General features: G+C 65.8%; 33 protein-coding genes. 14 read left to right on the top strand and 19 right to left on the bottom strand.

Translation table 11 applies throughout. From position 1 onward, the window contains the following. Positions 1-65 precede the first annotated feature (65 nt). Both LC060_RS08205 and LC060_RS08210 read left to right on the top strand, forming a co-directional pair. Positions 66-1478, top strand: coding sequence for an SLC13 family permease (locus LC060_RS08205; protein ID WP_226634391.1), 1413 nt, complete (start codon positions 66-68; stop codon positions 1476-1478). A 68-nt stretch (positions 1479-1546) separates the two neighbouring features. Next, positions 1547-2257: an HAD family hydrolase gene (locus tag LC060_RS08210; RefSeq protein ID WP_226634392.1), complete on the top strand. Its 711-nt coding sequence runs from the start codon at positions 1547-1549 to the stop codon at positions 2255-2257. 151 nt (positions 2258-2408) lie between these two features. Here LC060_RS08210 and LC060_RS08215 read toward each other — a convergent pair whose 3' ends face one another. The 14 genes from LC060_RS08215 to hisB all read right to left on the bottom strand — a co-directional run bounded on the left by LC060_RS08215 (position 2409) and on the right by hisB (position 11816). Continuing rightward, positions 2409-2942, bottom strand: a complete 534-nt coding sequence (locus tag LC060_RS08215) for a J domain-containing protein (RefSeq protein WP_226634394.1) — start codon at positions 2940-2942, stop codon at positions 2409-2411. 151 nt (positions 2943-3093) lie between these two features. Continuing rightward, positions 3094-3636 carry a peptidoglycan-associated lipoprotein Pal gene (gene pal, locus LC060_RS08220; RefSeq protein ID WP_205466728.1) on the bottom strand — a complete coding sequence of 181 codons (543 nt, stop codon included), beginning with the start codon at positions 3634-3636 and terminating at the stop codon, positions 3094-3096. Positions 3637-3761: 125 nt separating this feature from the next. Next, on the bottom strand, positions 3762-5159 hold the full coding sequence (gene tolB / locus LC060_RS08225; RefSeq protein WP_226634396.1) for a Tol-Pal system beta propeller repeat protein TolB: 1398 nt from the start codon (positions 5157-5159) through the stop codon (positions 3762-3764). A gap of 2 nt (positions 5160-5161) precedes the next feature. Next, a complete protein-coding gene (locus LC060_RS08230; protein ID WP_226634397.1) occupies positions 5162-6067 on the bottom strand; it encodes a TonB C-terminal domain-containing protein in 906 nt (301 codons plus the stop codon). Positions 6068-6083: 16 nt separating this feature from the next. Then, complete coding sequence (locus tag LC060_RS08235) at positions 6084-6539, bottom strand: ExbD/TolR family protein (RefSeq protein WP_039390994.1); 456 nt, start codon at positions 6537-6539, stop codon at positions 6084-6086. A gap of 1 nt (position 6540) precedes the next feature. Next, positions 6541-7251 (bottom strand): protein TolQ, encoded by a 711-nt coding sequence (tolQ, locus tag LC060_RS08240; RefSeq protein WP_226634399.1) that lies wholly within the window; start codon positions 7249-7251, stop codon positions 6541-6543. Then, positions 7248-7769 carry a YbgC/FadM family acyl-CoA thioesterase gene (locus LC060_RS08245; RefSeq protein ID WP_264191825.1) on the bottom strand — a complete coding sequence of 174 codons (522 nt, stop codon included), beginning with the start codon at positions 7767-7769 and terminating at the stop codon, positions 7248-7250. Before LC060_RS08245 ends, tolQ begins: the two co-directional genes overlap by 4 nt. A 161-nt stretch (positions 7770-7930) precedes the next feature. Further along, on the bottom strand, positions 7931-8308 hold the full coding sequence (locus LC060_RS08250; protein WP_213503596.1) for a histidine triad nucleotide-binding protein: 378 nt from the start codon (positions 8306-8308) through the stop codon (positions 7931-7933). 41 nt (positions 8309-8349) lie between these two features. Then, the gene (locus tag LC060_RS08255) at positions 8350-8688 is read right to left on the bottom strand and encodes a phosphoribosyl-ATP diphosphatase (RefSeq protein WP_226634402.1); all 339 of its coding nucleotides are present in this window, start codon (positions 8686-8688) and stop codon (positions 8350-8352) included. A gap of 57 nt (positions 8689-8745) precedes the next feature. Beyond that, positions 8746-8958, bottom strand: coding sequence for a PEP-CTERM sorting domain-containing protein (locus LC060_RS08260; protein WP_226634403.1), 213 nt, complete (start codon positions 8956-8958; stop codon positions 8746-8748). Positions 8959-9058: 100 nt separating this feature from the next. Next, positions 9059-9850: an imidazole glycerol phosphate synthase subunit HisF gene (gene hisF, locus LC060_RS08265; protein ID WP_226634405.1), complete on the bottom strand. Its 792-nt coding sequence runs from the start codon at positions 9848-9850 to the stop codon at positions 9059-9061. A 4-nt stretch (positions 9851-9854) separates the two neighbouring features. Continuing rightward, the gene (gene hisA / locus LC060_RS08270) at positions 9855-10583 is read right to left on the bottom strand and encodes a 1-(5-phosphoribosyl)-5-[(5-phosphoribosylamino)methylideneamino]imidazole-4-carboxamide isomerase (protein ID WP_226634407.1); all 729 of its coding nucleotides are present in this window, start codon (positions 10581-10583) and stop codon (positions 9855-9857) included. A 1-nt stretch (position 10584) separates the two neighbouring features. Beyond that, on the bottom strand, positions 10585-11214 hold the full coding sequence (hisH, locus tag LC060_RS08275) for an imidazole glycerol phosphate synthase subunit HisH (RefSeq protein WP_226634408.1): 630 nt from the start codon (positions 11212-11214) through the stop codon (positions 10585-10587). Next, positions 11214-11816 (bottom strand): imidazoleglycerol-phosphate dehydratase HisB, encoded by a 603-nt coding sequence (gene hisB / locus LC060_RS08280; protein ID WP_148628873.1) that lies wholly within the window; start codon positions 11814-11816, stop codon positions 11214-11216. The genes hisH and hisB overlap by 1 nt, the downstream gene beginning before the upstream one ends. Positions 11817-12015: 199 nt before the next feature. On the opposite strand from hisB, the gene LC060_RS08285 reads away from it, so the two are divergent. The 6 genes from LC060_RS08285 (at position 12016) to LC060_RS08310 (ending at position 15395) form a co-directional block, all read left to right on the top strand. Further along, positions 12016-12519 carry an SspB family protein gene (locus LC060_RS08285; protein ID WP_226634410.1) on the top strand — a complete coding sequence of 168 codons (504 nt, stop codon included), beginning with the start codon at positions 12016-12018 and terminating at the stop codon, positions 12517-12519. A gap of 70 nt (positions 12520-12589) precedes the next feature. Further along, positions 12590-13090, top strand: coding sequence for a hypothetical protein (locus tag LC060_RS08290; protein ID WP_226634412.1), 501 nt, complete (start codon positions 12590-12592; stop codon positions 13088-13090). A 100-nt stretch (positions 13091-13190) separates the two neighbouring features. Next, entirely contained in the window at positions 13191-13877 is a 687-nt protein-coding gene (gmk, locus tag LC060_RS08295) for a guanylate kinase (RefSeq protein ID WP_226634414.1), read from the top strand. A 141-nt stretch (positions 13878-14018) separates the two neighbouring features. After that, entirely contained in the window at positions 14019-14855 is an 837-nt protein-coding gene (gene dapD / locus LC060_RS08300) for a 2,3,4,5-tetrahydropyridine-2,6-dicarboxylate N-succinyltransferase (protein WP_226634415.1), read from the top strand. A gap of 91 nt (positions 14856-14946) precedes the next feature. Next, complete coding sequence (locus tag LC060_RS08305; RefSeq protein ID WP_226634417.1) at positions 14947-15171, top strand: hypothetical protein; 225 nt, start codon at positions 14947-14949, stop codon at positions 15169-15171. A 5-nt stretch (positions 15172-15176) separates the two neighbouring features. Continuing rightward, the gene (locus tag LC060_RS08310) at positions 15177-15395 is read left to right on the top strand and encodes a DUF2945 domain-containing protein (RefSeq protein ID WP_226634418.1); all 219 of its coding nucleotides are present in this window, start codon (positions 15177-15179) and stop codon (positions 15393-15395) included. Between the two features lie 71 nt (positions 15396-15466). Here the strand turns inward: LC060_RS08310 and LC060_RS08315 are convergent, their stop codons facing one another. Next, entirely contained in the window at positions 15467-16735 is a 1269-nt protein-coding gene (locus tag LC060_RS08315) for a dipeptidase (RefSeq protein ID WP_226634420.1), read from the bottom strand. A gap of 210 nt (positions 16736-16945) precedes the next feature. Here LC060_RS08315 and LC060_RS08320 point away from each other — a divergent pair, with 210 nt between their 5' ends. Continuing rightward, complete coding sequence (locus LC060_RS08320; RefSeq protein WP_226634421.1) at positions 16946-17398, top strand: cupin domain-containing protein; 453 nt, start codon at positions 16946-16948, stop codon at positions 17396-17398. Positions 17399-18142: 744 nt separating this feature from the next. Continuing rightward, on the top strand, positions 18143-18430 hold the full coding sequence (locus tag LC060_RS08325) for a hypothetical protein (RefSeq protein ID WP_226634423.1): 288 nt from the start codon (positions 18143-18145) through the stop codon (positions 18428-18430). Here LC060_RS08325 and LC060_RS08330 read toward each other — a convergent pair. Next, on the bottom strand, positions 18412-18855 hold the full coding sequence (locus LC060_RS08330; protein WP_226634424.1) for a COG3650 family protein: 444 nt from the start codon (positions 18853-18855) through the stop codon (positions 18412-18414). The genes LC060_RS08325 and LC060_RS08330 overlap by 19 nt on opposite strands. 316 nt (positions 18856-19171) lie before the next feature. Between LC060_RS08330 and LC060_RS08335 the strand changes: the two genes are divergently transcribed. Next, positions 19172-19453 (top strand): hypothetical protein, encoded by a 282-nt coding sequence (locus LC060_RS08335; RefSeq protein ID WP_226634426.1) that lies wholly within the window; start codon positions 19172-19174, stop codon positions 19451-19453. 186 nt (positions 19454-19639) lie between these two features. After that, complete coding sequence (locus tag LC060_RS08340; RefSeq protein WP_226634428.1) at positions 19640-20086, top strand: hypothetical protein; 447 nt, start codon at positions 19640-19642, stop codon at positions 20084-20086. A 31-nt stretch (positions 20087-20117) separates the two neighbouring features. Here the strand turns inward: LC060_RS08340 and LC060_RS08345 are convergent, their stop codons facing one another. Next, positions 20118-20519 (bottom strand): hypothetical protein, encoded by a 402-nt coding sequence (locus LC060_RS08345; protein ID WP_226634430.1) that lies wholly within the window; start codon positions 20517-20519, stop codon positions 20118-20120. Between the two features lie 145 nt (positions 20520-20664). Further along, positions 20665-21057, bottom strand: coding sequence for a YybH family protein (locus LC060_RS08350; protein ID WP_226634432.1), 393 nt, complete (start codon positions 21055-21057; stop codon positions 20665-20667). A 551-nt stretch (positions 21058-21608) separates the two neighbouring features. Between LC060_RS08350 and LC060_RS08355 the strand changes: the two genes are divergently transcribed. Next, positions 21609-21917 (top strand): alkylphosphonate utilization protein, encoded by a 309-nt coding sequence (locus LC060_RS08355; protein ID WP_213503609.1) that lies wholly within the window; start codon positions 21609-21611, stop codon positions 21915-21917. Here LC060_RS08355 and LC060_RS08360 read toward each other — a convergent pair. Then, complete coding sequence (locus LC060_RS08360) at positions 21901-22254, bottom strand: hypothetical protein (protein WP_226634434.1); 354 nt, start codon at positions 22252-22254, stop codon at positions 21901-21903. The two genes, LC060_RS08355 and LC060_RS08360, sit on opposite strands and share 17 nt — an antisense overlap. Positions 22255-22403: 149 nt before the next feature. Between LC060_RS08360 and LC060_RS08365 the strand changes: the two genes are divergently transcribed. Then, on the top strand, positions 22404-22829 hold the full coding sequence (locus LC060_RS08365; protein WP_226634436.1) for an OsmC family protein: 426 nt from the start codon (positions 22404-22406) through the stop codon (positions 22827-22829). Positions 22830-22831: the final 2 nt, after the last annotated feature.

The following is a 22831-nucleotide window of genomic DNA, read 5'->3' on the forward strand; positions in this document are numbered from 1 at the left end:
AGGCTGCTGCCTCATGTGACAGGCCTACAAAGGGCCGCACGCGGGGCTAGAGGGGAGCGGCGAGGGTGAACAGCCGGACAATCGGACGCATCACAGGACCGCTGCTGTTCGGCGCGGTCCTCATCGCGCCGCCGCCCAGCGGCATGGGGCAAGCCCCCTGGATCGTGGCGGGGCTCGTCGTCTGGATGGCGACCTGGTGGATGACCCAGGCCATTCCGCTCACCGCCACCGCGCTCCTGCCCTTCCTGGTGCTGCCCTTCGCCGGGATCATGAGCGCGGGCGAAACCGCCTCGGCCTATTACTCGCCTACGCTGTTCCTGATTCTGGGCGGAGCCTTCCTGGCGCTTGCCATCGAGCGCACCGGATTGCACCGGCGCCTCGCGCTCGCCCTCCTGGACCGCCTTGGCAGTGGGGGCGGGGCGCAGCGCCTGCTGCTGGCCTTCATGATTGCCGCCGCGCTCCTTTCCATGGCGATCTCGAACACCTCGACCACACTCATCATGATGCCGATGGCCGTGGCCGTGCTGGAAGCGGGCGGCATGCGTAGCGAGGACACGCGCGGCCTGTCGGGCGCGCTGCCCATGGGGATTGCCTTTGCCGCCTCCATCGGCGGGCTGGGCACCTTGGTGGGATCGCCGACCAACGCGATTGCCGTGGGCCTCCTTGATTCGATGATCGGGGTGAAGATCAGCTTTGCGACCTGGAGCCTCATCGGCGTGCCCGCCGTGATCCTGGGCATCCCCATGGCCGCCTGGATCATCGCGCGCGTGCAAGGGGCCTCGACCGGCGCCTTTCGCATTGGCGCGGCTCGGCGCGCAATTGCCGTGGAGCCCCGATGGTCGAGCGCCGAGCGCCGCCTCCTCCCGCTTGTCGCCCTCGCCTTCACGCTGTGGATGACGAGCCCGCTGCTGCGCCCCTTCCTGCCCGCAGGCGCGCTGACCGATGGCACCATCGCCATCGGGGTCAGCCTGCTTCTCTTCCTCCTGCCCGACGGCACCGGCCGTGCGCTCCTGAGCTGGGAGGAAGCCAACCGCGCGCCTTGGGATGTCATCATGATGTTTGGCGGGGGGCTCGCCCTCGCCGCCGGGATGGGCGCCTCCGGGCTCGACGACTGGCTGGGGCGTTCGCTCCTCCCGCTTTCGGCCGTCCCGCTTCCCCTCGTGGCCCTCGCCATCACCGCGATGGTGATCCTGATCACCGAATTTGCCAGCAACGTCGCAACGGCAAGCGGCATCATGCCGGTCGTGGCCAGCCTCACCGTCGCGCTGGGCGCCGATCCGCTGCTCCTCGCGATGCCTGCCGCGCTTGCGGCCAGCTGGGGCTTCATGCTGCCCTCGGGCACGGGGCCCAACGCGATTGCCTGGGCGACGGGACGGATCGCGCTTCCCAGCATGGTCAAGGCCGGCTTCTGGCTCGACCTCGCGGGCGCTCCGATGATCGTCGCCGTGGTCTGGCTGGTCCATGCGCTGCTGCGTTGAAAGGCACAGGCGCAATACCTAAGTCACCGGCATCCCTCCCCCTTTCCCGACAGACAGGAACGCCCCTCGTGACATTTTCCGCGCCGACCGAAGCGCCCGCGCGCGTGGCCGAAGCTCCCTTCCGGCCCGAGGCGATCATCTTCGACATGGATGGCACCCTGCTCGACACCGAGAGCCTGCACCGCCGCGCCCAGCGCGAAGCCGCGCGCGCGCTCGGCCATGATCTGCCCGAGGAGCTCCACCGCCAATTTGTGGGCGTCCACCGCGAGGTGAATGACCTGCACCTCCAGCGCCTGTGGGGCGAAGACGCGGACATCGCTGCCTTCAACGCCTATGCCGACGAACTGTTCGAGGACCTGTGGCGCGCCGACCTGCCGTTACGCCCGGGCGCGCGCGAACTCCTCGAGGCTCTCACCGAGACTGGCCTGCCGCTAGGCCTGTGCACCTCGACGCGCAGCCCGCTGGCGCAAGAGAAGCTCGAAGTCGCAGGCTTCCTTGATCTGTTCGCCTCCATCGTCACCCTCAACGATGTCGAGCAGCCCAAGCCCCATGCCGAGCCCTACTTGCTCAGCGCCCGCAACCTGGGCGTCGATCCGCAGCGCTGCGTGGTCGTGGAAGATTCGCCCAACGGCCTGCGCGCAGGCGCAAGCGCGGGCATGACCGTCCTGCTCGTCCCGGATCTCCTCACGCCGACACCCGAGACGCGCGATTTGGCACACGCCGTACTGCCCGATCTGCACGCCGTTGGCGACTGGATCGCGGGTGCTCTCTCAGTTTGAGGACGCACAGGATACAAAGGGCCATCGCCCCTTGACCCCAAAATGTCTGCCTCACCTTTCCCCGCCAGGGCGGCGCGCATAAGATGAGCTCGACAATTTGGGGAGCCCGAAGGCAATGGCCCCCGGAGAATCCCTTCTACTTTCTACCTCTTCACCCCTGCCACTCGCGCCGCTCTTCCGCCGCGCGCAGGACCTCGTAGGCGAGCTGGTAGGTCTGGAAAGCCTTGGCGGCGTCTTCATCGCCCGGTTTCACGTCCGGGTGGACTTCCTTGGCCTTGGTGCGCCAGGCCTTGCGCACCTCCTGAAACTCCGCGTCGGGATCGAGGCCGAGGACTTCGAGCGCGCGCAATTCGTCGCGGCTGCGCGTCCCGTCGCCCGAACCTCCCCAGCCGTAGTGCGCCGATTCCTTGTAGCCAGCGGTCTCGGTCCATTCCTCGGACTCGCGCTTTTCGGCCTCTTCCTTGTCGAGCCCGGCAAAGTAGTCCCAGCCCGAATTGTATTCGGCCGCGTGCTTCTGGCAGAAATACCAGCGATCCGGGCTGTTGGGGCTCTTGGGCGCGGGGCAGTCGCCGCGTTCGGTGCAGCCGTGACGGTCGCAGATGCGCACCTGCGTCGCCTCGCGCGAGCTGCCGTAGCCGCCCCAGCGCGGGAAACCCCAGTTGTCGGATCGTTTTGCACGGGCCATTCCCCAGCCGTTACGCCTTCTCGCGGGCGCGATGCAAGTCTCTTGCGGCCCTGCCACCGGGCGGCGGACACGAAAAAGGCCCGCCCTGCCCCGGCGTAAGCCGAAGGCCGGGCGGGCCTCTTCTCAAGACGCCTGCGCGAAGCTGGGCAGATCAGTCGATGGTGACGGTCACCGCGCGGCGGTTCTGCGCCCAGGCCTGCTCATTCGAGCCCAGCGCCACCGGGCGCTCCTTACCGTAGCTGAGCGTGGTGAGGCGGCTCGCCGCAACGCCCAGGCTGATCAGATAGTTCTTGGCCGAGTTCGCGCGGCGCTCACCCAGCGCGAGGTTGTACTCGCGCGTGCCGCGTTCGTCCGCATGGCCTTCAATCGTCGCGCGCTTTTCCGGGTAGGTCATCAGCCACTGCGCCTGCTTGGCGAGCGCCTGCTGGTCCATCGCGTCGATGTCGTACTTGTCGGTGTCGAAGTAGATGGTGTCATCGCCCATCATCTGCGCGGCGAAATCGGCCTGGCTGCCGGGACGCGGGCCCAGCGCCTCACCCGAATCGGGCTGCGTGGTGGTGCGGGCCGGGCCGGGTTCGGGCGGCAGTTCCTTGGGCGCCTTCGAAGCGCAGGCGGACAGCGCCAGCGCACCTGCCACGAGAAGCAGGGTCGAACCGCTCTTCAGGTTTCGCGACATCGAGAGGGAAGAAGGCATTAAGGCAGTCTCCTGTGGTGCTCAGCCCATGAGCGGGCGGCGAACGAAGGTGGTGGGATCTTATCCCGGGCGCTGTCAACCGGATTGCGTTTGCAAGGAGACAACGCCCTGGGAACAGAAAGGGTTCAGCGGCGGATCGGCCCCCAGGCCGGGTCGGACGCGCCGACCGGGGTGGGCAGCTTGCGCTCGTTGCGGCCGGTGAGATCGACCTGCCAGATGGTCGCCTCGCCCGAACCGCGCTGGGTGCGGAAGAACTGGACGATGCGCCCGTTGGGCGACCAGGTCGGGGCCTCGTCCTGCCACGAATCGGTGAGATAGCGCATGTTGCGGCCCGCAGGGCTCATCACCGCCACGCGCAGATTGCCCGCGATGTGGGTGAAGGCGATGAGATCGCCGCGCGGGCTCCACTCGGGCGTTGCCGAGCGGCCGCCGAAGAAGCTGATGCGCTTCTGGTTGGTACCGTCCGCGTTCATCACGTAGACCTGCTGCGAGCCCGAACGGTCGCTTTCGAACACGATCTTGCTGCCATCGGGCGAGTAGCTGCCGCCGATGTTGATGCCCGGACCATTGGTCAGGCGCTCCGGCGTGCCACCACCGGCCGAGGTGATGCGGTAGATGTCGGTGCGCCCACCCTGCGACATCGAGAAGAGCACCCACTTGCCGTCGGGCGACCAGCGCGGCGCCATCGTCGGGTTGGTGGTGCGGAAGATCAGCTTCTGCGAATTGGTCGTCAGGTCATAGGCGTAGACGCTGGGCTGGCCGTTCAGGTACGAAAGATAGAGGATCTTCGAATAGTCGGGCGAATAGCGCGGGGTCAGCGCCATGGCCTGGCCGCTGGTGAGGTAGCGGTGGTTCGCCCCGTCCGAATCCATGACCGCGAGGCGCTTCATGCGGTGGTCCTTGGAGCCGGTCTCGGCGATGTAGGCAATGCGCGAATCGAAGAACGGGCTCTCCCCCGAGAGACGCGAGTAGACCATGTCCGCGCACTTGTGCCCGGCCCGGCGCCAGTCCGAGGGAGCGACCTTCCAGCCGCCCTTCTCCAACTGCTGACCAAGCGCCACGTCATAGAGGTAACACCCCACCGTCAGCGTGCCGTCATTGCCTGCATGGACATAGCCCTGCACCAGCATGTCCGCGCCATTGCCCGACCACAGGCGGTAGTTGGGCGCGCTCACTTCGCCGAAGGCCGGGCGCGGCAGGCCGTCCGGCCCGGAGGGCTTGAACAGACCGTTGTTCTTGAGGTCGCCCGCCACGACCTGCGAGATCGCGTGGCCCAGTTGCCCGGTCGTGCCCGCCGTGGTCTGCGTGGGCACGTCGGCGTCGGTCGCGAAGGTCGTGATCGCGATGCCAAGATCCTGCCAGTCGCTGTCGTCCGAGACCGTCACTTCCAAGCCGTCACTCTGCTGCGCCTCCTCCTGGGTGGGCGCGGTGATTTCCGGCGTGAACGTCCCCGAGGACTGGGCCAGGGCCGGCCCCGAGGCGCAGAGCAGGAGGCCAAGAGCAAGAGCGGAAAGGGTCTTCATGGCTAGAGCCTTCTGTCAAAATTGGTGGTGACGACCTTCCACCCTTCGTACAGGTCGTCGGGAAGATTGAAAGGCGCGGCCAGCTTGACCGCGCGAATGGCCTGCTCCTGGTGGCGCGAGACCTGCGCCGCGTTCGACGCGGTCTTGCCGCTGGTGGCGACAATCTGCGGCTCGCCGTCCAGCGTACCGTCGGGCTTCAGGCGGAAGCGCACCTTGGTCACGAGCAATTCGGCATCGGCGCCTTGCGGGGCCTGCCAATGGGGTTTGAGCTGGCGACGGATCGCCGCGCCGAGCGCCGAGACCTGCTTGGGGCCGATCGCGGCGGCAGGCGCCCCGCTCCCCGATTCCGAGGTGCCGCCCGAGATCCCGTCGAGGAAATTCGAGCTGACCCTGCTGCCGCCCGCCTTCTTGGGCTCGGACGTGGCCTTGCTGCTGGAGGCGGAAGATGACTTCGAACTCGGCTTGGAGACGATGTCGTCGATCGCGCTCGATTTGCGGCTCGAAGATGCCTTGGGCTTGGGTTCCGGCTTGGGCTCTGACTTCGGCTTGGGCTTCGCCTTGGGAGCAGGCTTGGGCGCAGGCTTGGGTTCAGGCGCGGGCGGCGTCGGACGCTGCGCCTCGGGTTCGGGGGCCGGTGCCGTCTCGGCCGGTGTCTCGGGTTCGGGCAGCGCTTCAGGCGCCGGTTCCCCCAGCGTCGGCGCCATGTCGGGCGCCGCCTGGCTGAAGGGATCGGGCGAGGTCGAGGTCATCCCCACCTCGTCGCTGATCGAGACCTCGATGCGTTCGGGGCGCGGCACGATTTCCTCGGGCGCCGGGCGCAGCAGAAGCACGGCGAGCAGCCCCGCGTGGAGGACAACCGCCACGACGAGACCAACGCCTTCATCCTTTCGCAGTGCAAGCGATGCCATGGCGCGTGAACCTACGTCAGCTTCCTGAACCGCCGCTGACGTCCGTCACCAGCGAGATCGAGGTGAAGCCAGCACGGTTGAGTTCACCCATGACCCCCATGACCCGCCCGTAGTCGAGCGCCTTGTCCCCGCGCAGCGAGACGAGCGGCATCTTGCCGTCCGCGCCTGGCTGCACCGAGGCCAGGCGCTCGCCCAGTTCGCCTGCGGCCAGTTGCTGGTCCTCGTAGAAGATCGCCCCGTCGCGGCGCAGGGTAATGGTGATCTGCTGGGTTTCCTCGGCCATCGCCTTGGCGCGGCTCTGCGGCAGTTCGATCGGCACAGCGGCCTTCAGAAGCGGGGCTGCCACCATGAAGATGATGAGCAGCACCAGCATGACGTCGACCAGCGGGGTCACGTTGATCTCGGCCATGGGCGCGCGAGACCGCCCACCCCGGCCGCGCCGTCCTCCGCCGCCGTTGAGGCCCATCGCCATCTCAGCGCGACTCCAGCTGGCGGGTGAGGGCTGCGTGAAGCTTGTCGGCAAAGCGCTGGAGGCGCGATTCGACCATGTTCACGCGGTGCGAAAAGCGGTTGTAGGCGATCACCGCGGGGATGGCGGCAAAGAGGCCGATGGCGGTCGCAAAGAGCGCCTCGGAAATGCCCGGTGCGACGACGGCGAGCGAGGAATTCTGCTGCTGGCCGATCTGGAAGAAGCTGTTCATGATGCCCCAGACCGTGCCGAACAGCCCCACGAACGGCGCGACCGAGCCGACCGTTGCCAGGAAGTTCAGACGGTTGGAGAGGTTCTCGGCCTCCTCACCCACAGACGAGGTCAGCGCGAGCGCGATACGCTGGCGCGCGCCCTCGGCATCGAGCGTGGGGACCTGCGCGTTGCGGCGCCATTCGGCCAAGCCCGAACCTGCGACCTTGCCCATCGGCACATCGGCGCGGCGGCGCTCCTTCTGGAAGGCCTCGAAGTTCTGCGCCTTCCAGAAGCCGTCCTCGTACTCGTCGCAAGTCCGGTTCACGCGGCCGATGCGCAAGGTGAAGGTGATGATGATCGTCCAGACCCAGACGCTGGCCAGGATCAGGCCCAGCATGATTGCCTGCACGACGATATCGGCATCGAGAAACAGTGTCACCGGGTTGAGCCGGTCGCTGTCACCGGCAAAATCGAGCGTGGGGGCGAGCAGGTCGAGGATCATTCGTGTCCTTCCGGAGCGGATGCGGGCGTAATGGGATGAACGGGTGAGAAGGTGGCAAAAGCCTGCTGCCAGGCCTCGGGTTGACGGCGCGGTCGTCCATCACGGCCGATGAACCCGACCTTTACAACCCCTTCGGCCAGCTTGGTTTCCCCGCGCCAGGCGGTCTGGTGCAGGGTGCAGCGCACCTTGCCGACCTGCTGCGCGGTGGTGACGATGATGACGGTATCGCCCAGCCGCGCGGGCGCGAGATAGCGCACATGGACTTCGGCCACGGTGTAGAGCCCTGAGCCATCTTCCAGGGCCGCGCTCTGGTCGATCCCCAGAACCTCGAGCAGGTCCGAACGCGCGCGCTCGAACCAGGCGACGTAGTTGGCGTGGTAGACCACGCCGCCCGCATCGGTGTCGTCGTAGTAGACGCGCAAGGGATAGTGGTGCGAGCCGCTGGTATCCTCGTTGCCGGAAGGAACGATGGTGCCGTTGACGGGCGCAAGCGAAGTCAGGGGAGGAGGGCTGGTCATCGTGCGCGGAGCAATAGCGCTCACATGATGCCCTGCAAAGAGAAGCTGCGTGTCACACGCGGCCTGGAGGGCAGATTGTGGTTGAAAGGGGCTCCGGCGTCCGGCCAGGCGCCCCCTTGCTGCGACGATGCGTGCCGGGCCGACACGCCCTGTGGAACGCGTCAGTCCGCGATCATCTGGAAGAACTGACGCCCGCCGAAGATGTGGACGTGCAGATGCGGGACTTCCTGGTGGCCGGCCTGCCCCATGTTGACCATGAGACGGTAGCCCGGCGTGTCGAGTTCCAACTGGCGCGTCACGTTGCCGACCGCGCGCATGAAGGCCGCGATCTCGGCGTCGTCCGCCTTCGCGGTAAAGTCGTCCCACGAGACATAGGCGCCCTTGGGGATCACCAGCACGTGGACGGGTGCCTGCGGGCGGATGTCGTTGAAAGCGAGCGCAACCTCGTCCTCGTAGACCTTGTCGCAGGGCAGTTCGCCGCGCAGGATCTTGGCGAAGATGTTGGCGTCGTCGTAGGGCTGCTTGGGATCGATGGGCATGGACGTCTCCGGCGTGGAACGAACGTGAAGCGTGAAGGGGCTCAGTCCTTGGGGCGCGCGGCCTTCTCGGCGATGCCCGACACGCCCTCGCGGCGGTCAAGTTCGGCGAGGACATCGGCAAACGGCACGCCCTTGGCGTTGAGCAGGACCATGAGGTGGAAGATCAGATCGGCGGCCTCGCCCACCAGCGCAGGCTCGTCCTCGGCGAGCGCGGCGATCACCGTCTCGGTGCCCTCTTCGCCGACCTTCTGGGCGATCTTCTTGAGGCCCTTGGCATTGAGCTTGGCGACATAGCTCGACGAAGGGTCGGCCTGGCGACGCTGCGCGATGGTGGCTTCAAGGCGGGCCAGGGTATCGGATGGTGTATCGGGTGCGCTCATGGTGCGCCTGCCATGCGGTGCGCGGCCGCGCCGGTCAAGCCCGCTCTTGGGCCTGGCTCACTCCCCCTTGCGGCCTCGCGAGAAGCGACGCCCCAGCGCCACCCCGGCGATGCCCAGACCCAGCAGAAGAAGCCCGCTCGGTTCCGGCAGACTGACGCCGTCCGCCGCATGCGCCGGAAGCGCACCAAGCAAAGCTCCGACAAAGGCAACGCACACGACCTGGAACAGCATCGCCCTCTCCCCAATGGCGAACATGGTGACTTTGGCCATTCCCGTAAGCGAGGCCTGTCGCAAGGGCTGAATACGTAATTGTCCTGGAATGAGCCACACCGATTCAGACCCGAGCAGCGCGGTGCGGCCCTGCCCCGCCTTAGCCGTGGTGAAGCGACTGCCCCCGCGCCGGGAGCCCGGCCGCGCGCAGCGCCGCGTGAGCCTCGGCAATCGAATGGGAGCCGAAGTGGAAGATCGAGGCAGCCAGAACCGCGCTCGCATGCCCCTTGGTGACACCCTCGACGAGATGATCGAGATTGCCCACGCCCCCGCTTGCGACGACCGGGACGGACACATTGTCGGCAATCGCCCGGGTCAGGTCGAGGTCATAGCCCTTCTTGGTACCATCGCCGTCCATCGAGGTGACGAGCAGTTCGCCCGCGCCCAGGCTTGCCAGCTTCGCAGCGTGCTCCAGCGCGTCGATCCCGGTTGGGCGGCGCCCGCCGTGGGTAAAGATTTCCCAGCGCTTGGGACCGGTGCCATCGTCCACCCGGCGCGCATCGACCGAGGCGACGATGCACTGCGCGCCAAAGCGCGCGGCAATGTCTGAAACGACTTCGGGCCGGGCGACAGCGGCCGAATTCACCGCCACCTTGTCGGCGCCCGCCAGCAGCAGCGCGCGCGCGTCCTCGGCGGTGCGAACGCCCCCACCCACGGTCAGCGGCATGAAGCACACTTCGGCGGTACGGCGCACGATGTCGAGGAGCGTACCGCGCCCCTCATGGCTCGCCGAAATGTCGAGGAAGCACAACTCGTCGGCTCCGGCGGCATCATAGGCGCGCGCCTGCTCGACCGGATCGCCTGCGTCCTTGAGGTCGACGAAGTTGACGCCCTTGACCACGCGGCCCTCAGCCACGTCGAGGCAGGGAATGACACGGACGCGTACGGTCATGGGCTCAGTCCCTTTCGGCCATCTGCAGGGCCGCGGCGAGATCGAGGCGCCCATCGTAAAGCGCACGGCCGGTGATCACGCCCTCGATGCCGTCGTTCTCGTGCAGCTTGAGCATGCGGATATCGTCGAGGCCCTTCACGCCACCGCTCGCGATCACCGGCATGTCAGTCTGGCGCGCGAGATCCACGGTCGCCTGCACATTGCAGCCCTTGAGCATGCCGTCGCGGCCAATATCGGTGAAAAGCAGCGAGGCGACGCCCGCATCCTCGAAACGGCGCGCAAGGTCCACGACCGAAACGTCGGAGACATCGGCCCAGCCCTCGGTCGCGACCATGCCATCGCGCGCGTCGACGGCGACGACAATGCCGCCCGGGTATTCGCGCGCCATGTCCTTGACGAACTGCGGGTCCTTGAGCGCGGCGGTGCCCATCACGACGCGGCTGACGCCCAGGTTGAACCAGCCCGCGACCGCCTCGGGGGTGCGGATGCCGCCGCCCAGCTGCACATGCCCCTCGAAGGTCTCGAGAATGGCCTCGACCGCCTCACGGTTCTCGGCCTTGCCCGCGAACGAGCCGTCGAGATCAACGACGTGCAGGAACTGCGAACCGGCCTCGGCGAAAAGCGCGGCCTGGGCCGCCGGGTTGTCCCCGTAAACGGTGGCGCGCGCCATATCGCCTTCGGCGAGACGCACGACCTGGCCTTGCTTGAGGTCGATGGCGGGAAAAACGATCATGTCAGGGCTTCCAGTCGAGGAATCGGGTCAGGAGGGCAAGGCCGTAGGCCTGGCTCTTTTCGGGATGGAACTGCACGCCCACGACGTTGTCCTGCGCGACTGCCGCAACCAGGCCGCCGCCATGGTCGGTCATCGCGGCAATCGCGTGGCCTTCATCGGGCACGAAGTGGTAGGAGTGCAGGAAGTAGGCTTCACCGGGCGCGATCAGGCCGTGGGCGGGATCGTGGCGGCCTACGCCGACATCGTTCCAGCCCATGTGCGGGACCTTGATGGCCGGGTCGTCACGCTCGATCCGGCGCACCTCGCCCGCGATCCAGTCGAGCCCGAGCGTCGTGCCGAACTCGAGCCCGCGCGAGGCGAGCAGCTGCATGCCCACGCAAATGCCCAGGAACGGCGCCCCGCCGATCTGCACCCGCTCGTGCAGGGCATCGACCATGCCGGGAATCGCCCAGAGCGCATCGGCGCAGGACTTGAACGCGCCCACGCCCGGCAGCACGATGCGGTCGGCCGTGCGCACGAACATCGGGTCGGCCGTGATCGTGACCTTCTCGGCACCTGCGGCTTTCAGCGCATTGGCGACCGATTGCAGGTTGCCCGCGCCGTAATCGATGAGGGCCAGCTTCTCGGCCATCAGAGCGACTTGGCCCCGAGGATCCCCTTGGTCGAAGGGACCGCCCCGCCCTTGCGCGGATCCAGCTCGACCGCGGTGCGCATGGCGCGCGCGAAACCCTTGAAGATGCCTTCGCAGATGTGGTGGTTGTTGGTGCCGTAGAGCAGTTCGATGTGGAGCGTGATGCCGACCGCCTGCGCGATCGAGTGGAACCAGTGCTCGACCATCTCGGTGTCGAATTCACCCAGCTTGTCCTGCGTGAAGCCCGCCTTCCAGACAAGGTAGGGGCGGCCCGAGATATCGAGCGAGACCCGGCTGAGCGCCTCGTCCATCGGCGAATTGACGTCCCCGTAACGGCCGATGCCCGCCTTGTCGCCCAGCGCCTCGGAGATGGCCTGGCCGATGGCGATGGCGCTGTCCTCGGTCGTGTGGTGCTGGTCGACGTGCAGATCGCCCTTGATGCGACAGGTGATGTCGATCAGCGAATGGCGCGAGAACTGCTCGATCATGTGATCGAGAAAACCGATGCCGGTCGTGACATCGTAATGACCGGTGCCGTCGAGATTGACCTCCACATGGATGTCGGTCTCGTGAGTCTTGCGGGTGATCGAGGCTGTACGCATGAAATGGGCCTATAAACCTGTGCGAGCGGGAATCAATCGCATGCGTTGTTCGCGCCCACTTTCCGATTGCATCCGTATGGCCGGCGGCGGCCTGATGGCTGTTACCATATGCATATTGGACGCGCGCGCGCACGAAATGGTGCAAAAATGAGTCCGTTGTGGCTTGACCCCAAGCCCAACGATGCGCACCTAGAGCGCGATGAACGATACGCCACCCGATAGCCTGATCCCTTACGATGAAATCGTGCAGGAAGCCCTGCGCGCCGTCGTGGGGCGCGTGCTGGGCCAGGTCGAAGCCACCAATGGCGTCCTGCCCGGCAATCACCATTTCTACATCACGTTCAAGACGGGCGCCCCGGGAGTTTCCATTCCCCCGGAACTCAAGGCCCGCTTCCCGGACGAGATGACCATCGTTCTGCAGAACAAGTTCTGGGATCTTGCCGTCAGCGACGACAGCTTTACGGTCAGCCTGAGCTTCAACCAGGTGCCCTCCAAGCTCGACATTCCCTTCTCGGCGATCACCGCGTTCGTCGATCCGGCGGTCGATTTCGGCCTCCAGTTCCAGGCCATGGAAGGCGACGAGGACTTCGACGACACGCTGCCGGCCGAGAACGATCCGATGGAACGCGACATTGCCTCGCGCGTTACCCCCAGCGAAGACGGCTCGAACGTCGTCTCTGTGGATTTCGGCAAGAAGCCGTAATCGGCTCTGTGGGGCCGACTGCGCTTCGTGAAGCGGCGCCGGACGCCGCGATAGGATGGAAACGCGCACGATGGCAGGCAGGAAAGAGGCAGAACCGATCGCTCCGCTGACAGTGGAAGTGGATCGTCCATCACCTCTCCCCGTCGATGCGCAGCAAGCGCAGGTTACCCCGGGCCTCAGCCCGGGCCTGCGTTACGTCAAGCGCGCGGACACCAAGTTGCCCGCCGCGCGCGTTCTGGGGCCCAGCCCCAACCCCGCGACCAACCTCGCTATTGCCGACATCGCCCTGCGCGCCACATCGATGATTGCGCGTCAGGCGGTGGAGCGCGCGCTACTCGGCCGTGCCTATGCGCCGCGCAAGGCCCGCCAGATCCTTCGTGGCCGCTCGATGGCGCAGGTCCTCCTGCACCGCTCGATCGCCAAGGTCGCCATGCGCTCGATCCCCGGCGCCCTGGTGGTGGGCGGCAGCCTCATCGCCAAGACCTTGTATGACCGGCATAAAGAACACAAGGCCGCGGCCTCGGGCGCAGGCAAGCTCGCGGAAATGGCCAAGGACGGCGCGGAAGAGTAAGCCTGCCTACTGCCGCCTGCACGTTCCCGAACCGTGGAGGTTTCGCCGTTTACGGGCCGGTTCCGCTTGATTTGCGCAAGGTCTGGCGGCATCGGGAGGCATGCCCAGCGACATCTCCTCCACACGTTCCGCCCATGATGAAGGCAACGCGCTCGACCGGCGCGGCCTGATGCTGATCCTCTCCTCGCCCTCGGGCGCGGGCAAGACGACGATCTCGCGCATGCTGCTCGAACGCGATCCGCACATCCGCAACTCGGTCTCGTGCACCACCCGCGCGCCGCGCCCGGGAGAGGTCGACGGCAAGGACTACCACTTCGTCAGCCAGGATCAGTTCGACCGCATGGCCGAGGATGGCGAGTTCCTCGAATGGGCCCACGTCTTCGGCAAGAGCTACGGCACGCCCAAGGCGCAGGTAAAGGCCGGACTCAAGGCCGGGCAGGACTACATCTTCGACATCGACTGGCAGGGCACCCAGCAGCTTTACCAGAAGCTGGAACGCGACGTCGTGCGCGTCTTCCTGCTGCCCCCCAGCATCGAGGAGCTGCGCCGCCGCCTGACCGGGCGCGGCACCGACAGCGCCCAAGTCATCGCCGCGCGCATGGAGCGCGCCCGCTCGGAAATCAGCCACTGGGACGGCTACGATTATGTCGTGGTCAACGATGACATCGACGCCTGCTTTGCCAAGGTTAAGCAGATCCTGGCTTCCGAACGCCTGCGCCGCGCGCGCCAGACCGGCCTCATCGGCTTCGTGCGCGGCCTCATGGAACCCGACGACGAACTGGGCTGATCCCTTGGCGGCGGAGGCGGGCGAAATATTCGAACACGCTTAGCCCCACCGCAATCCTTTTTCTTGTTCAACGCGCCCCGCCGCGATAGGCGCAGCGCCGAAACGTACCTGCAACCCCTCTTTTTCCCGGAGACACCCCAGATGTCCGATATCGAAACCGCGATCGAAGCCGCCTTCGAAGACCGCGCCAACGTGACCCCTGCCAGCGAGGACGTGCGCAAGATCGTCGACGAGGCGCTCGGCCTGCTCGATTCGGGCAAGGCGCGCGTGGCCGAACCCGACGGCGAAGGCGGCTGGAAGGTCAACCAGTGGCTCAAGAAGGCGGTGCTCCTCTCGTTCCGCCTGAACGACAACGCACCGATGGAATACGGCTCGGCCGGCGCGCCCGCGTTCGACAAGGTGCCTCTGAAGTTCACCGGCTGGACCGAAGCCGATTTCAAGGACGCGGGCATCCGCGTGGTTCCGGGCGCGGTCGTGCGCCGCAGCGCGCACATCGCCAAGGGCGTGGTCTTGATGCCCTCGTTCACGAACCTGGGCGCTTTCGTGGACGAAGGCACCATGGTCGACACCTGGGCCACCGTCGGCTCGTGCGCGCAGATCGGCAAGAACGTCCACATCTCGGGTGGCGTGGGCATCGGCGGCGTGCTCGAACCGCTCCAGGCAGGCCCTGTCATCATCGAGGACAACTGCTTCATCGGCGCGCGTTCGGAAGTGGCCGAAGGCGTACGCGTGGGTGAAGGCGCCGTGCTCTCGATGGGTGTCTACCTCGGCGCCTCGACCAAGATCGTGAACCGCGCAACCGGCGAAGTCCACGTCGGCTACGTGCCGCCCTACTCGGTCGTCGTGCCCGGCACCCTGCCCGGCAAGCCGCTCCCCGATGGCACCCCCGGCCCCTCGCTCTACTGCGCGGTGATCGTGAAGACCGTCGACGCGCAGACCCGCTCGAAGACCGGCATCAACGACCTCCTGCGCGACTGATCGCGTAAATCCTGCGAGCCACGCAGGAACGTATCGGCGCCATGTCGCGTTCCTTTCCGGATAAGCACAATATCTGCGGAAAGGATGCGACATGGAACGCCCCCCTACCGAAACGCACATCGACGAGGACGCCGCCCGCGGCGGCAGCACGCCCCATATCGTGCGCTACGTCCTTGGCATCAGCCTCGCCCTTGCCATCATCGGCCTCTCGCTCGCCTGGATGACCGGCGCGCTGCTCTCCGGCGAGGAAGAAGAAACCTCCGCCTCGGGCGCCAATGCCGAGAGCGTGATGCAGGCCCCTGACGAGGCCGCCTGAATCCCATGGCCACCGACTTTGACAAGGGCACCTGCGTGCGCTGGAACTGGGGTGAAGGCTCGGCAACCGGCACGGTCACCGAGCGCTTTGAGAGCCGCGTCACCCGCACCATCAAGGGCAGCGAGATCGTGCGCAACGCCAGCGCCGACAACCCCGCCTACCTGATCGAACAGGAGGACGGAGCGCAGGTCCTCAAGAGCGCCTCGGAACTGGAAAAAGCCTGAAACCCTTCCCGCCTTCCGCATCACAGCGGACACTAAAGATGCGGGAAAACCGGCGCCGCTTTGGCGCCCGCTCAGAACGCCGTCGGCGATTCGATGGCGGGATCGTCCGCATGCGCCTTTGCATAAGCCTCCGCGGCCTTCAGCACGCGCATCATGTTGCGGCTGGAGATCTTCTCCAGGTCGTCTTGCGCAAAGCCGCGCCGCGCCAGTTCGGTGAAAAGCGCGGGATAGGCCGAGACGTCGGGCATGCCTTCAACCCCCACCGATCCCCCGTCGAAATCGCCGCCAAGGCCGATGTAGTCGGTGCCAATGCGCTTGGCGATGTATTCGACGTGATCGGCGATCTGCGCCACAGTTGCGACCGGCTTGGGATGCGCCGAGATCCAGCTTTCCATGCCCGCCTCAGCCGTCTCGGGCGCGTTGGGATAGAGCGACTTCAATCGCGCGGCCTCACCCAGACGGCTCGCCTGCCACTGGCGCAGGTCCTCGCTGACGTAGCTGGGGTAGAAGTTCACCATCACGATCCCGCCGTTGGTCTTGATCCGATCAAGGATCGCGTCGGGCACGTTGCGCGGATGCCCGTCCACGCCTTGCGCGCCCGAGTGACTGAAGATCACCGGCGCGCGCGCGACGTCGAGCGCATCGGCCATGGTCTTGGGCGAAACATGGCTGAGATCGACCAGCATGCCGATGCGCTGCATCTCGCGCACGAGATCCTTGCCGAAATCGGTCATCCCGTCATGCTCGGGGGCGTCGGTGGCGCTATCGGCCCAAGGGGTGTTCTTGAAGTGCGTCAGCGTGAGGTAGCGCGCGCCCAGTTCGTACATCTGGCGTACGACGCCCAGCGACGAACCGATCGAATGCCCACCCTCCATGCCGATCAGCGAGGCGATCTTGCCCGCCTTGCGCGCGGCTTCAACCTCGGCCGAGCTGGTCGCGTACATCATCTCCTCCGGGTGCGCGGCGATGATCCGCTTCATGACGTCGATCTGCTCCAGCGTTGCCTGCACCGCCTGCTGCTCGTTCAGCATGGCCGAGACGTAGACCGACCAGAACTGGGCCCCGACCTTGCCCGCGCGAAGGCGCGCCAGGTCGGTCTGCATCGGCCCCTTGCCGTTTTCCGGATCGGCCGTGTCCATCGTGTCGGCAAAGTCGAAGCCGGCAAGGATGTCCTGACGCCGCTCGCGCAGTTGCTCGGGCACGTCGTTGTGGCCGTCCCAGACCGGCGCGTTGCGCAGCGCGGCGGCCGCGACATCGGCGGGCGATGACGCCGCCTGCCCGCTCACCGGCCACGCCATGGCGGTGGCAAGAACAAGGGCGAGCAGCGAAGGGCGGGACATAGAGGAACACCTTGTGGGAATTGGGAGAGGGCCAAGGTGGCGCAGCCGCCCCGCCCCACGCAAGAGCCAATTCACCGGAACCCAAGGTATTCCCGAGAAAAAGTCGCAGCGCCCCGGTCCGTTTGCCCACCGTCACGCGCCCGGTTGCCCTTGGCGCCCACATCGGCGATCCTTCGCTGTCTCCCCTGCCACCCACCCGAAGGACACTGCATGCTCGCGCCTCCAAGCCCCGCGGCCCTGATCGACCGCCTTGGCCTAATTCCGCATCCTGAGGGCGGCTGGTACAAGGAAACCTGGCGCGCACCTGCCCCGGACGGAGAGCGCCCGGGCGCGACGGCTATCCATTTCCTGCTCGAAGCGCACCAGCGCTCCCACTGGCACCGGGTGCTCGATGCGGACGAGATCTGGCTGTGGCATGCGGGCAGCCCGCTCGCCCTGGCCCAGTCCGAGACCGACGCCGGACCGGTACGACAGCAGATCCTGGGCGGCGACATCCTCAATGGCGAGGCGCCGCAACTGCGCGTGCCCAAAGGCTACTGGCAGGCGGCCTGGCCGCTCGCACGCGGCGCGCCGGGCTGGACGCTGGTCAGTTGTATCGTCACCCCCGGGTTCGATTTTTCGGTGTTCGAACTGGCCGCGCCGGGGTGGACTCCGGGCGACTGACGGAAGTCGGGCAAAAAAAATAGCAGGGCACTGCAGGTCTTGGGCCTGCTTGCGCCCTGCACGGTCTCCCCTCCCTCGGTGTCCGTTCGTGTGTTCCTTCGCCATTCGTCAGTTCAAGGCGAGGTCCATTCGTTGTGGTCGGTCCGACTTCGTGGTCGGGTCCGTACCGGCCTGCACAGCCCAAGGCCGTGCAGCTTCTCCTCCAGCTTCACATCCCCGAGACGATCTGCCTCTTCCTCCCGGATCATCTGCCCCACGCCTTTTCTATTGGCGTGTTCTCAACGTGGGCCAGACGGTCCGTATCGGCGAAAGCGCCAGATCGTCCGCTCGGGGGTCAGGGTGGGCGCACAGGGGGTGAACAGTGCGCCCGAACTCTACAGATCCAGAAGCGACTCCGAACGTCCCGTCATCGACAGGGCGTATACGATCAGGCCCGCGTTAAGCATTGCCAGAAATTGCTTCATGACACGCATCCTCTTCCCGAAGACGTCCCGACTTTGCCGCGAGATCATCTTCTTTTCCCGTAGACATCGTCTAGCAGAATCGGCCGCTGAAGAAAAGTAGTTTGCGCAATTTTCGATTAAAAAACAGATATTTTGCAATGCAATAGGATTTCCGAACCGGGAAGTACTGCTATTTCTCCTGCACAAACAAGGCGCGTGGCACATCGGGCCGGCGATCTGTGGTGGAACCATCTTGCCCCTGCGGCATTGAATTCGCGGAAAGGGGCAAAGGAGAAACTTCGTGCCGTATACCAAGCCACTGGTTCTGGCCGTGTCGGCGTCGTTCCTTCTTGGCGGCCTGACCGGCGCGGTGATGCCCACACGAATGAAAGCGCCGATCGGCCCCGACTGGCGCGACAAGTACAATGCCCCGCTTCAGGTCGACAGCCCCAGTTTCTATGTGGAACCGGGGCCGCAGGACCTCACCCCGGCGCGGGCCGAGGTTGAGGCGCCTATCGGCATCACCCCTGCCGTGGCCATGGATATTCCGGCAGAGCCGGTGGAGACAGCTCAGCTCGCATCCCGATAAGGATTTGCCGCGCTCCAGGCGCAGCCCTGGCGTGTGGTGGCACCGTTCGCCAGGGTCGCCGTGAAGGGATAGCTGCGGTCCGACATGCCATCGCTGCACGCCCCTTGCGTGATGGCCAGCGTCCAGACCTCTCCGCCCCGCTCCCCGCTGAAGGACAGTCCTCCGCGCCCCGCAAAGCGCGTGACCGCGATCTCGCGTCCTTCCGGCAGATCGGGCGCGGTGTAGATCATCTGCCCGCTTTCCACCCGCACACTCCAGAACGGTTCGGTTCCGCTGGCCTGCACGGTCTCATCGGGCGCGATGGTGCTCCAGGGACGCGAATCATCAGCATCGCCGGGCACCGACTCGGAATTCGACTGGCATCCTGCAAGAATCAGTGCCGCAAGACCGCTCACGAAGACAGGTTCGACATACGCACGACGCATTCGCATTCCAGATGATCCTCCAACCCAGGTTCGTGCGCCCCCCTCTGCCTGCTCCGGCCACGAAGTGCAAAAAGGTTCGAGGGTGATTTTTTATCCGATAGGCGAATATCAATGCGCCATAGCCATCGGAGTTATGAAAGCTCGAGTGTCGTTTCGCGCTAAATCTCATGGATTTAGGGGCAATGTTGCACTTTTTGCATGATTTGGTTCCGAAATCTGCATTGCACGCAAGGGCGATTCTGCGGATGCTGCATCGCAACAAAGACAAGAGGTGCCAGGGCAAGTCCTGCAACCCCAACCACATAAGGATTTTGCCATGTTCAAGACGATTTTCACCGCCGCTGCCGTTGCCGCCGTTGCTCTTCCCGCCGCGGCCCAGGCCAGCGAAGCCCGCAACTTCTCGCACGAGGGTGTCGACTACGCCTACACCTCGCAGCAGAAGGGCAAGATCACGGTCATCGAAGGCAAGGCCGAAGGCCGCGTTCCCTTCCGTCTCTACGTCAAGGGTGACCGCGTGACCGGCATGTACAACAACCGTTACGTCAGCTTCACCAAGGACGAAGTCCTGCACGACAACGTCCTCGCTGCCGCGAACTGATCGCAGGCCGCGCGAACGGGACCTTTCCTCCTCTCTCCCAACCCCGTTCGCTGCAGAGCCAGCGCGTGAAGGGCGCCTTCCCCACGGAAGGCGCCCTTTGTGCGTCCGGCTCCAAACGGCTATGGCGAAGCGCGAAGGCGCCCTCGGGATGCGGGCGCACAGAAGACGACACGAGATGGATGGGCAATGCGCGTACTGAGCTGGTTCCTGGCGATTGCCGGCCTCGCCTTTCTTGGTGGTGTGCTGGCCAGCAGCGACCTTGGCCACTCGCTGCAACGCTACGGCGCAGGCGAACCGGCCACCATCGGCCAGGCCCCCGGCCTCCGCGAGCCGCTCGCCGACTTGCCTGATGCAGAGCCAGCCCCCCACGAAATCTACCAAGCCCCCAAAGGCCTGCCTGGAGATGCCCCCGATGACGAGATGAATGCCGCAGGTCCGCACGCATTGCCGGACTGGCTGTTCCCGTCGCCCGCGGACGGCTCTGCAGCCCCGACGGCGCCCTACGCGCAGGCTCCCCGCTCCGAACAATCAGAGAGCCGCTCGGTGGCGATAAATCCTACGCTCGATGACGCCGCACGCCGCGCGCAGGAGGCCGCCCAGGCGGTCCGCGATGCCGAGAATGCGCTGAACTGATCGCGGCCATCCCCGGCCACGCGCTCCGGGATCAGTGCTTAAAGCGAGACTCGCGGCGCCCCGGCACGATCCGGATCTGCAGTTCGCCCCCGGATGCGGCGACATCGTACTCGGCACTGATCTCCTGCATCTTCGTGCGGATCCACGCCTCATCGGCGTCCATCGCAATAGGATAGCGCGCGATTACTATGCCATCGAGCGTGTCGACCACGCAAAAGTGCCCGGTCCGGGACTGCTCCTGCAGGGCATCGAGATCAACACCTTCGGCCAGGTCCCATTGACCCCGGTCGCGCGAGCGGATGCGGCGGCCGCAGTGACGGCAGGTGCAGGTCACGACCCCATCGGCATCGCGGCTTCGCGCTCCGGCCGGAACGTGGCGACGCGTATACCAGCACGGTGCCAGTGTCGGGGATGCCCCACTTCGGCTCAGCATCTCGGCGTCTCCTCCTTGCGTAAATTCCCTCTGTGCCAGGATAGGATCGAAACGCCTGCGAGGCGTAAACCTCCCACTACGCAATCTCCCGAGAGGCATTGCGCAAGTGGTGCATGTCGTGGAGATCGATGGTTACGCCACAGCGTTAAGCGAGGGTAAGGAAGATTTCCGCCTCGATCACCCAGCCTCCCGTCCCCTCGCGCCACTTCGCCACGTAACTCCCCGAGGCCGCCGGCCCCTCGGCGCCAGCCACGGTCCCTTTCCAGGCTCCGTACTCCATGGCGATAGGCTCGATTGCGGACACCTCGATCCGATCGGGAAGGCGCGCGTAGACCATCCGCCCCGGGCTCGCGAAGTCGCGCTTCCACACCTTCACCTGCGCCATGCGCCCGGCAATGATCGCGCTGTCGGTGCCTGTGAGCATCACGCAGTCGCGCGCAAGAATCGGCCCGATCGCCGTGGCATCGCCTTCGCGAATCGCGGTGTTGAACGCCGCACGGCGGGCCCGGATGGCCAGTTCGGTGGAATGGTCGGTCATCGGGGCGCTTTTCTCCTTGCACAGGCCGGGACTGTCTGCGTGCGCATCTAGCCCCTTTTGCCGCGGAACCAAACCGGCGAGGCGAGCGAGCAGGCACACGGCGAAACGTGCTGCGAAAGCCTGGCTAAACAGCTGCAATCAAATTCTATTTGACCATGTGAACAATTTGCAACAACGCGCCGACCTCTTCCCTTGCGAGCCGACGCATGAGTGCTAGAGGGGCCCGGCAGCCAGCGGGATCCCTATCCAGCAGGCGGGCACCGTGAAGGGCGTTTTTTGTCGATGCGACGAGGCCCCTTACGATCTGCCCCACGGCCTTTCCCAAGAGGCCAAGAGTTTTCATGCGAGCGCGTCGAGCCTTGTCCCCTTGCGCCTCGCACGGTCCGGCGTGACCGCTCCTGCTGGCTTTCGCCTCGCAGGAGCGCGGAGCGGGGACAGGAGCGACGTGTCCCTCTCTCCTGTCCCTGCTTCGCAACCTGCGCCCCACGTTTTACGCTCCCAATTTGCCGCTCACTCTGCCATGGCCGGAACCTTGCCCGGAAGGATCCCGCATGAGCGACGACGAAGACTACGTGTACGATGAAGAGAGCGGCGACTGGATGCCCGCGAGCGAACTGGCCGCCAAACGCGCGGCGCAGGACACCGTCGAGGTGCGCGACGCAGTAGGGAACCTGCTGGCCGATGGCGATGCCGTCACGCTGATCAAGGATCTTGACGTCAAGGGCGCGGGCCAGACGCTCAAGCGCGGCACGCTGATCCCCTCGATCCGCCTTACCGGCGATGCCCAGGAAATCGACTGCAAGTATCCGGGCATCAAGGGCCTGGTCCTGCGCGCCGAGTTCGTCAGGAAGCGGTCCTGACGCGCCCATGACCCCGCTGCAGGCGCCGCGTCAGGCGTCTGCGGTTGGCCGCCACGCGCGGCGAATAGACCGCCAGCATCGTCTGCATCACCTGTTCCGGCGCCATGGGTCCTGCGCGCGCGAGGCGCTGCGACAGGCTGAAGGCGGCCGCCAGCTTTTCAATCACCATCCGCTCCGCCTCGCGCCCGTGCCCCGGCCGCTCGAACGCGATGAGCGCAGTGCGCATGGCAATGACGCTGGAGGCCTCCGCCCACATCCACCAGGCCTCACCGGCCAGTTGCAGCCAGTGCAGCGCCGCGGTGGGCGGCGCATTCGAAGTGGGTGTGGCAGCGGGCATCGGGACGACTCCTTGGTGGGCAGGGGAGTATCCTCCCAAACGATGCTGCAGTGCAACAAGTTCCGTGCCCGAATCCACCATTCGGGGAACTACGCGCGGCCCTCACGCGCTTGGGAAGCACCACCCCAGCAAAGGAAGGAATGCCCCAGATGAGCGTCAATACCGCCACCGCCCGCTACGAAGGTCTTGGCAAGGACGGCAAGGGCCATGTCGCCACGAAGTCCGGTGCGCTCGACGCGCCCTATGGTTTCCAGACCCGCTTCGAAGATGCCCCCGGCACCAACCCGGAAGAGCAGATCGCCGCGGCCCATGCATCCTGCTTCACGATGGCCACCAGCTTCGCCCTGGCCGGCGAAGGCTATACCGACGGCAGCCTGGAAACGACCTGCGAAGTCACGCTCGAAAAGGATGGCGACGGGTTCAAGGTGTCCAAGAGCGCGCTTTCCCTGAGCGCGAAGGTCCCCGGGCTCGATAAGGCAAAGTTCGAGGAGATCGCCGCCGGGGCCAAGGCGAATTGCCCGATTTCAAAGCTCCTGACGTGCGAGATCACACTCGAGACGACGTTCGCCTCATAACT

Source organism: Novosphingobium profundi, from assembly GCF_020524485.1.
Lineage (GTDB): Bacteria > Pseudomonadota > Alphaproteobacteria > Sphingomonadales > Sphingomonadaceae > Novosphingobium > Novosphingobium profundi_A.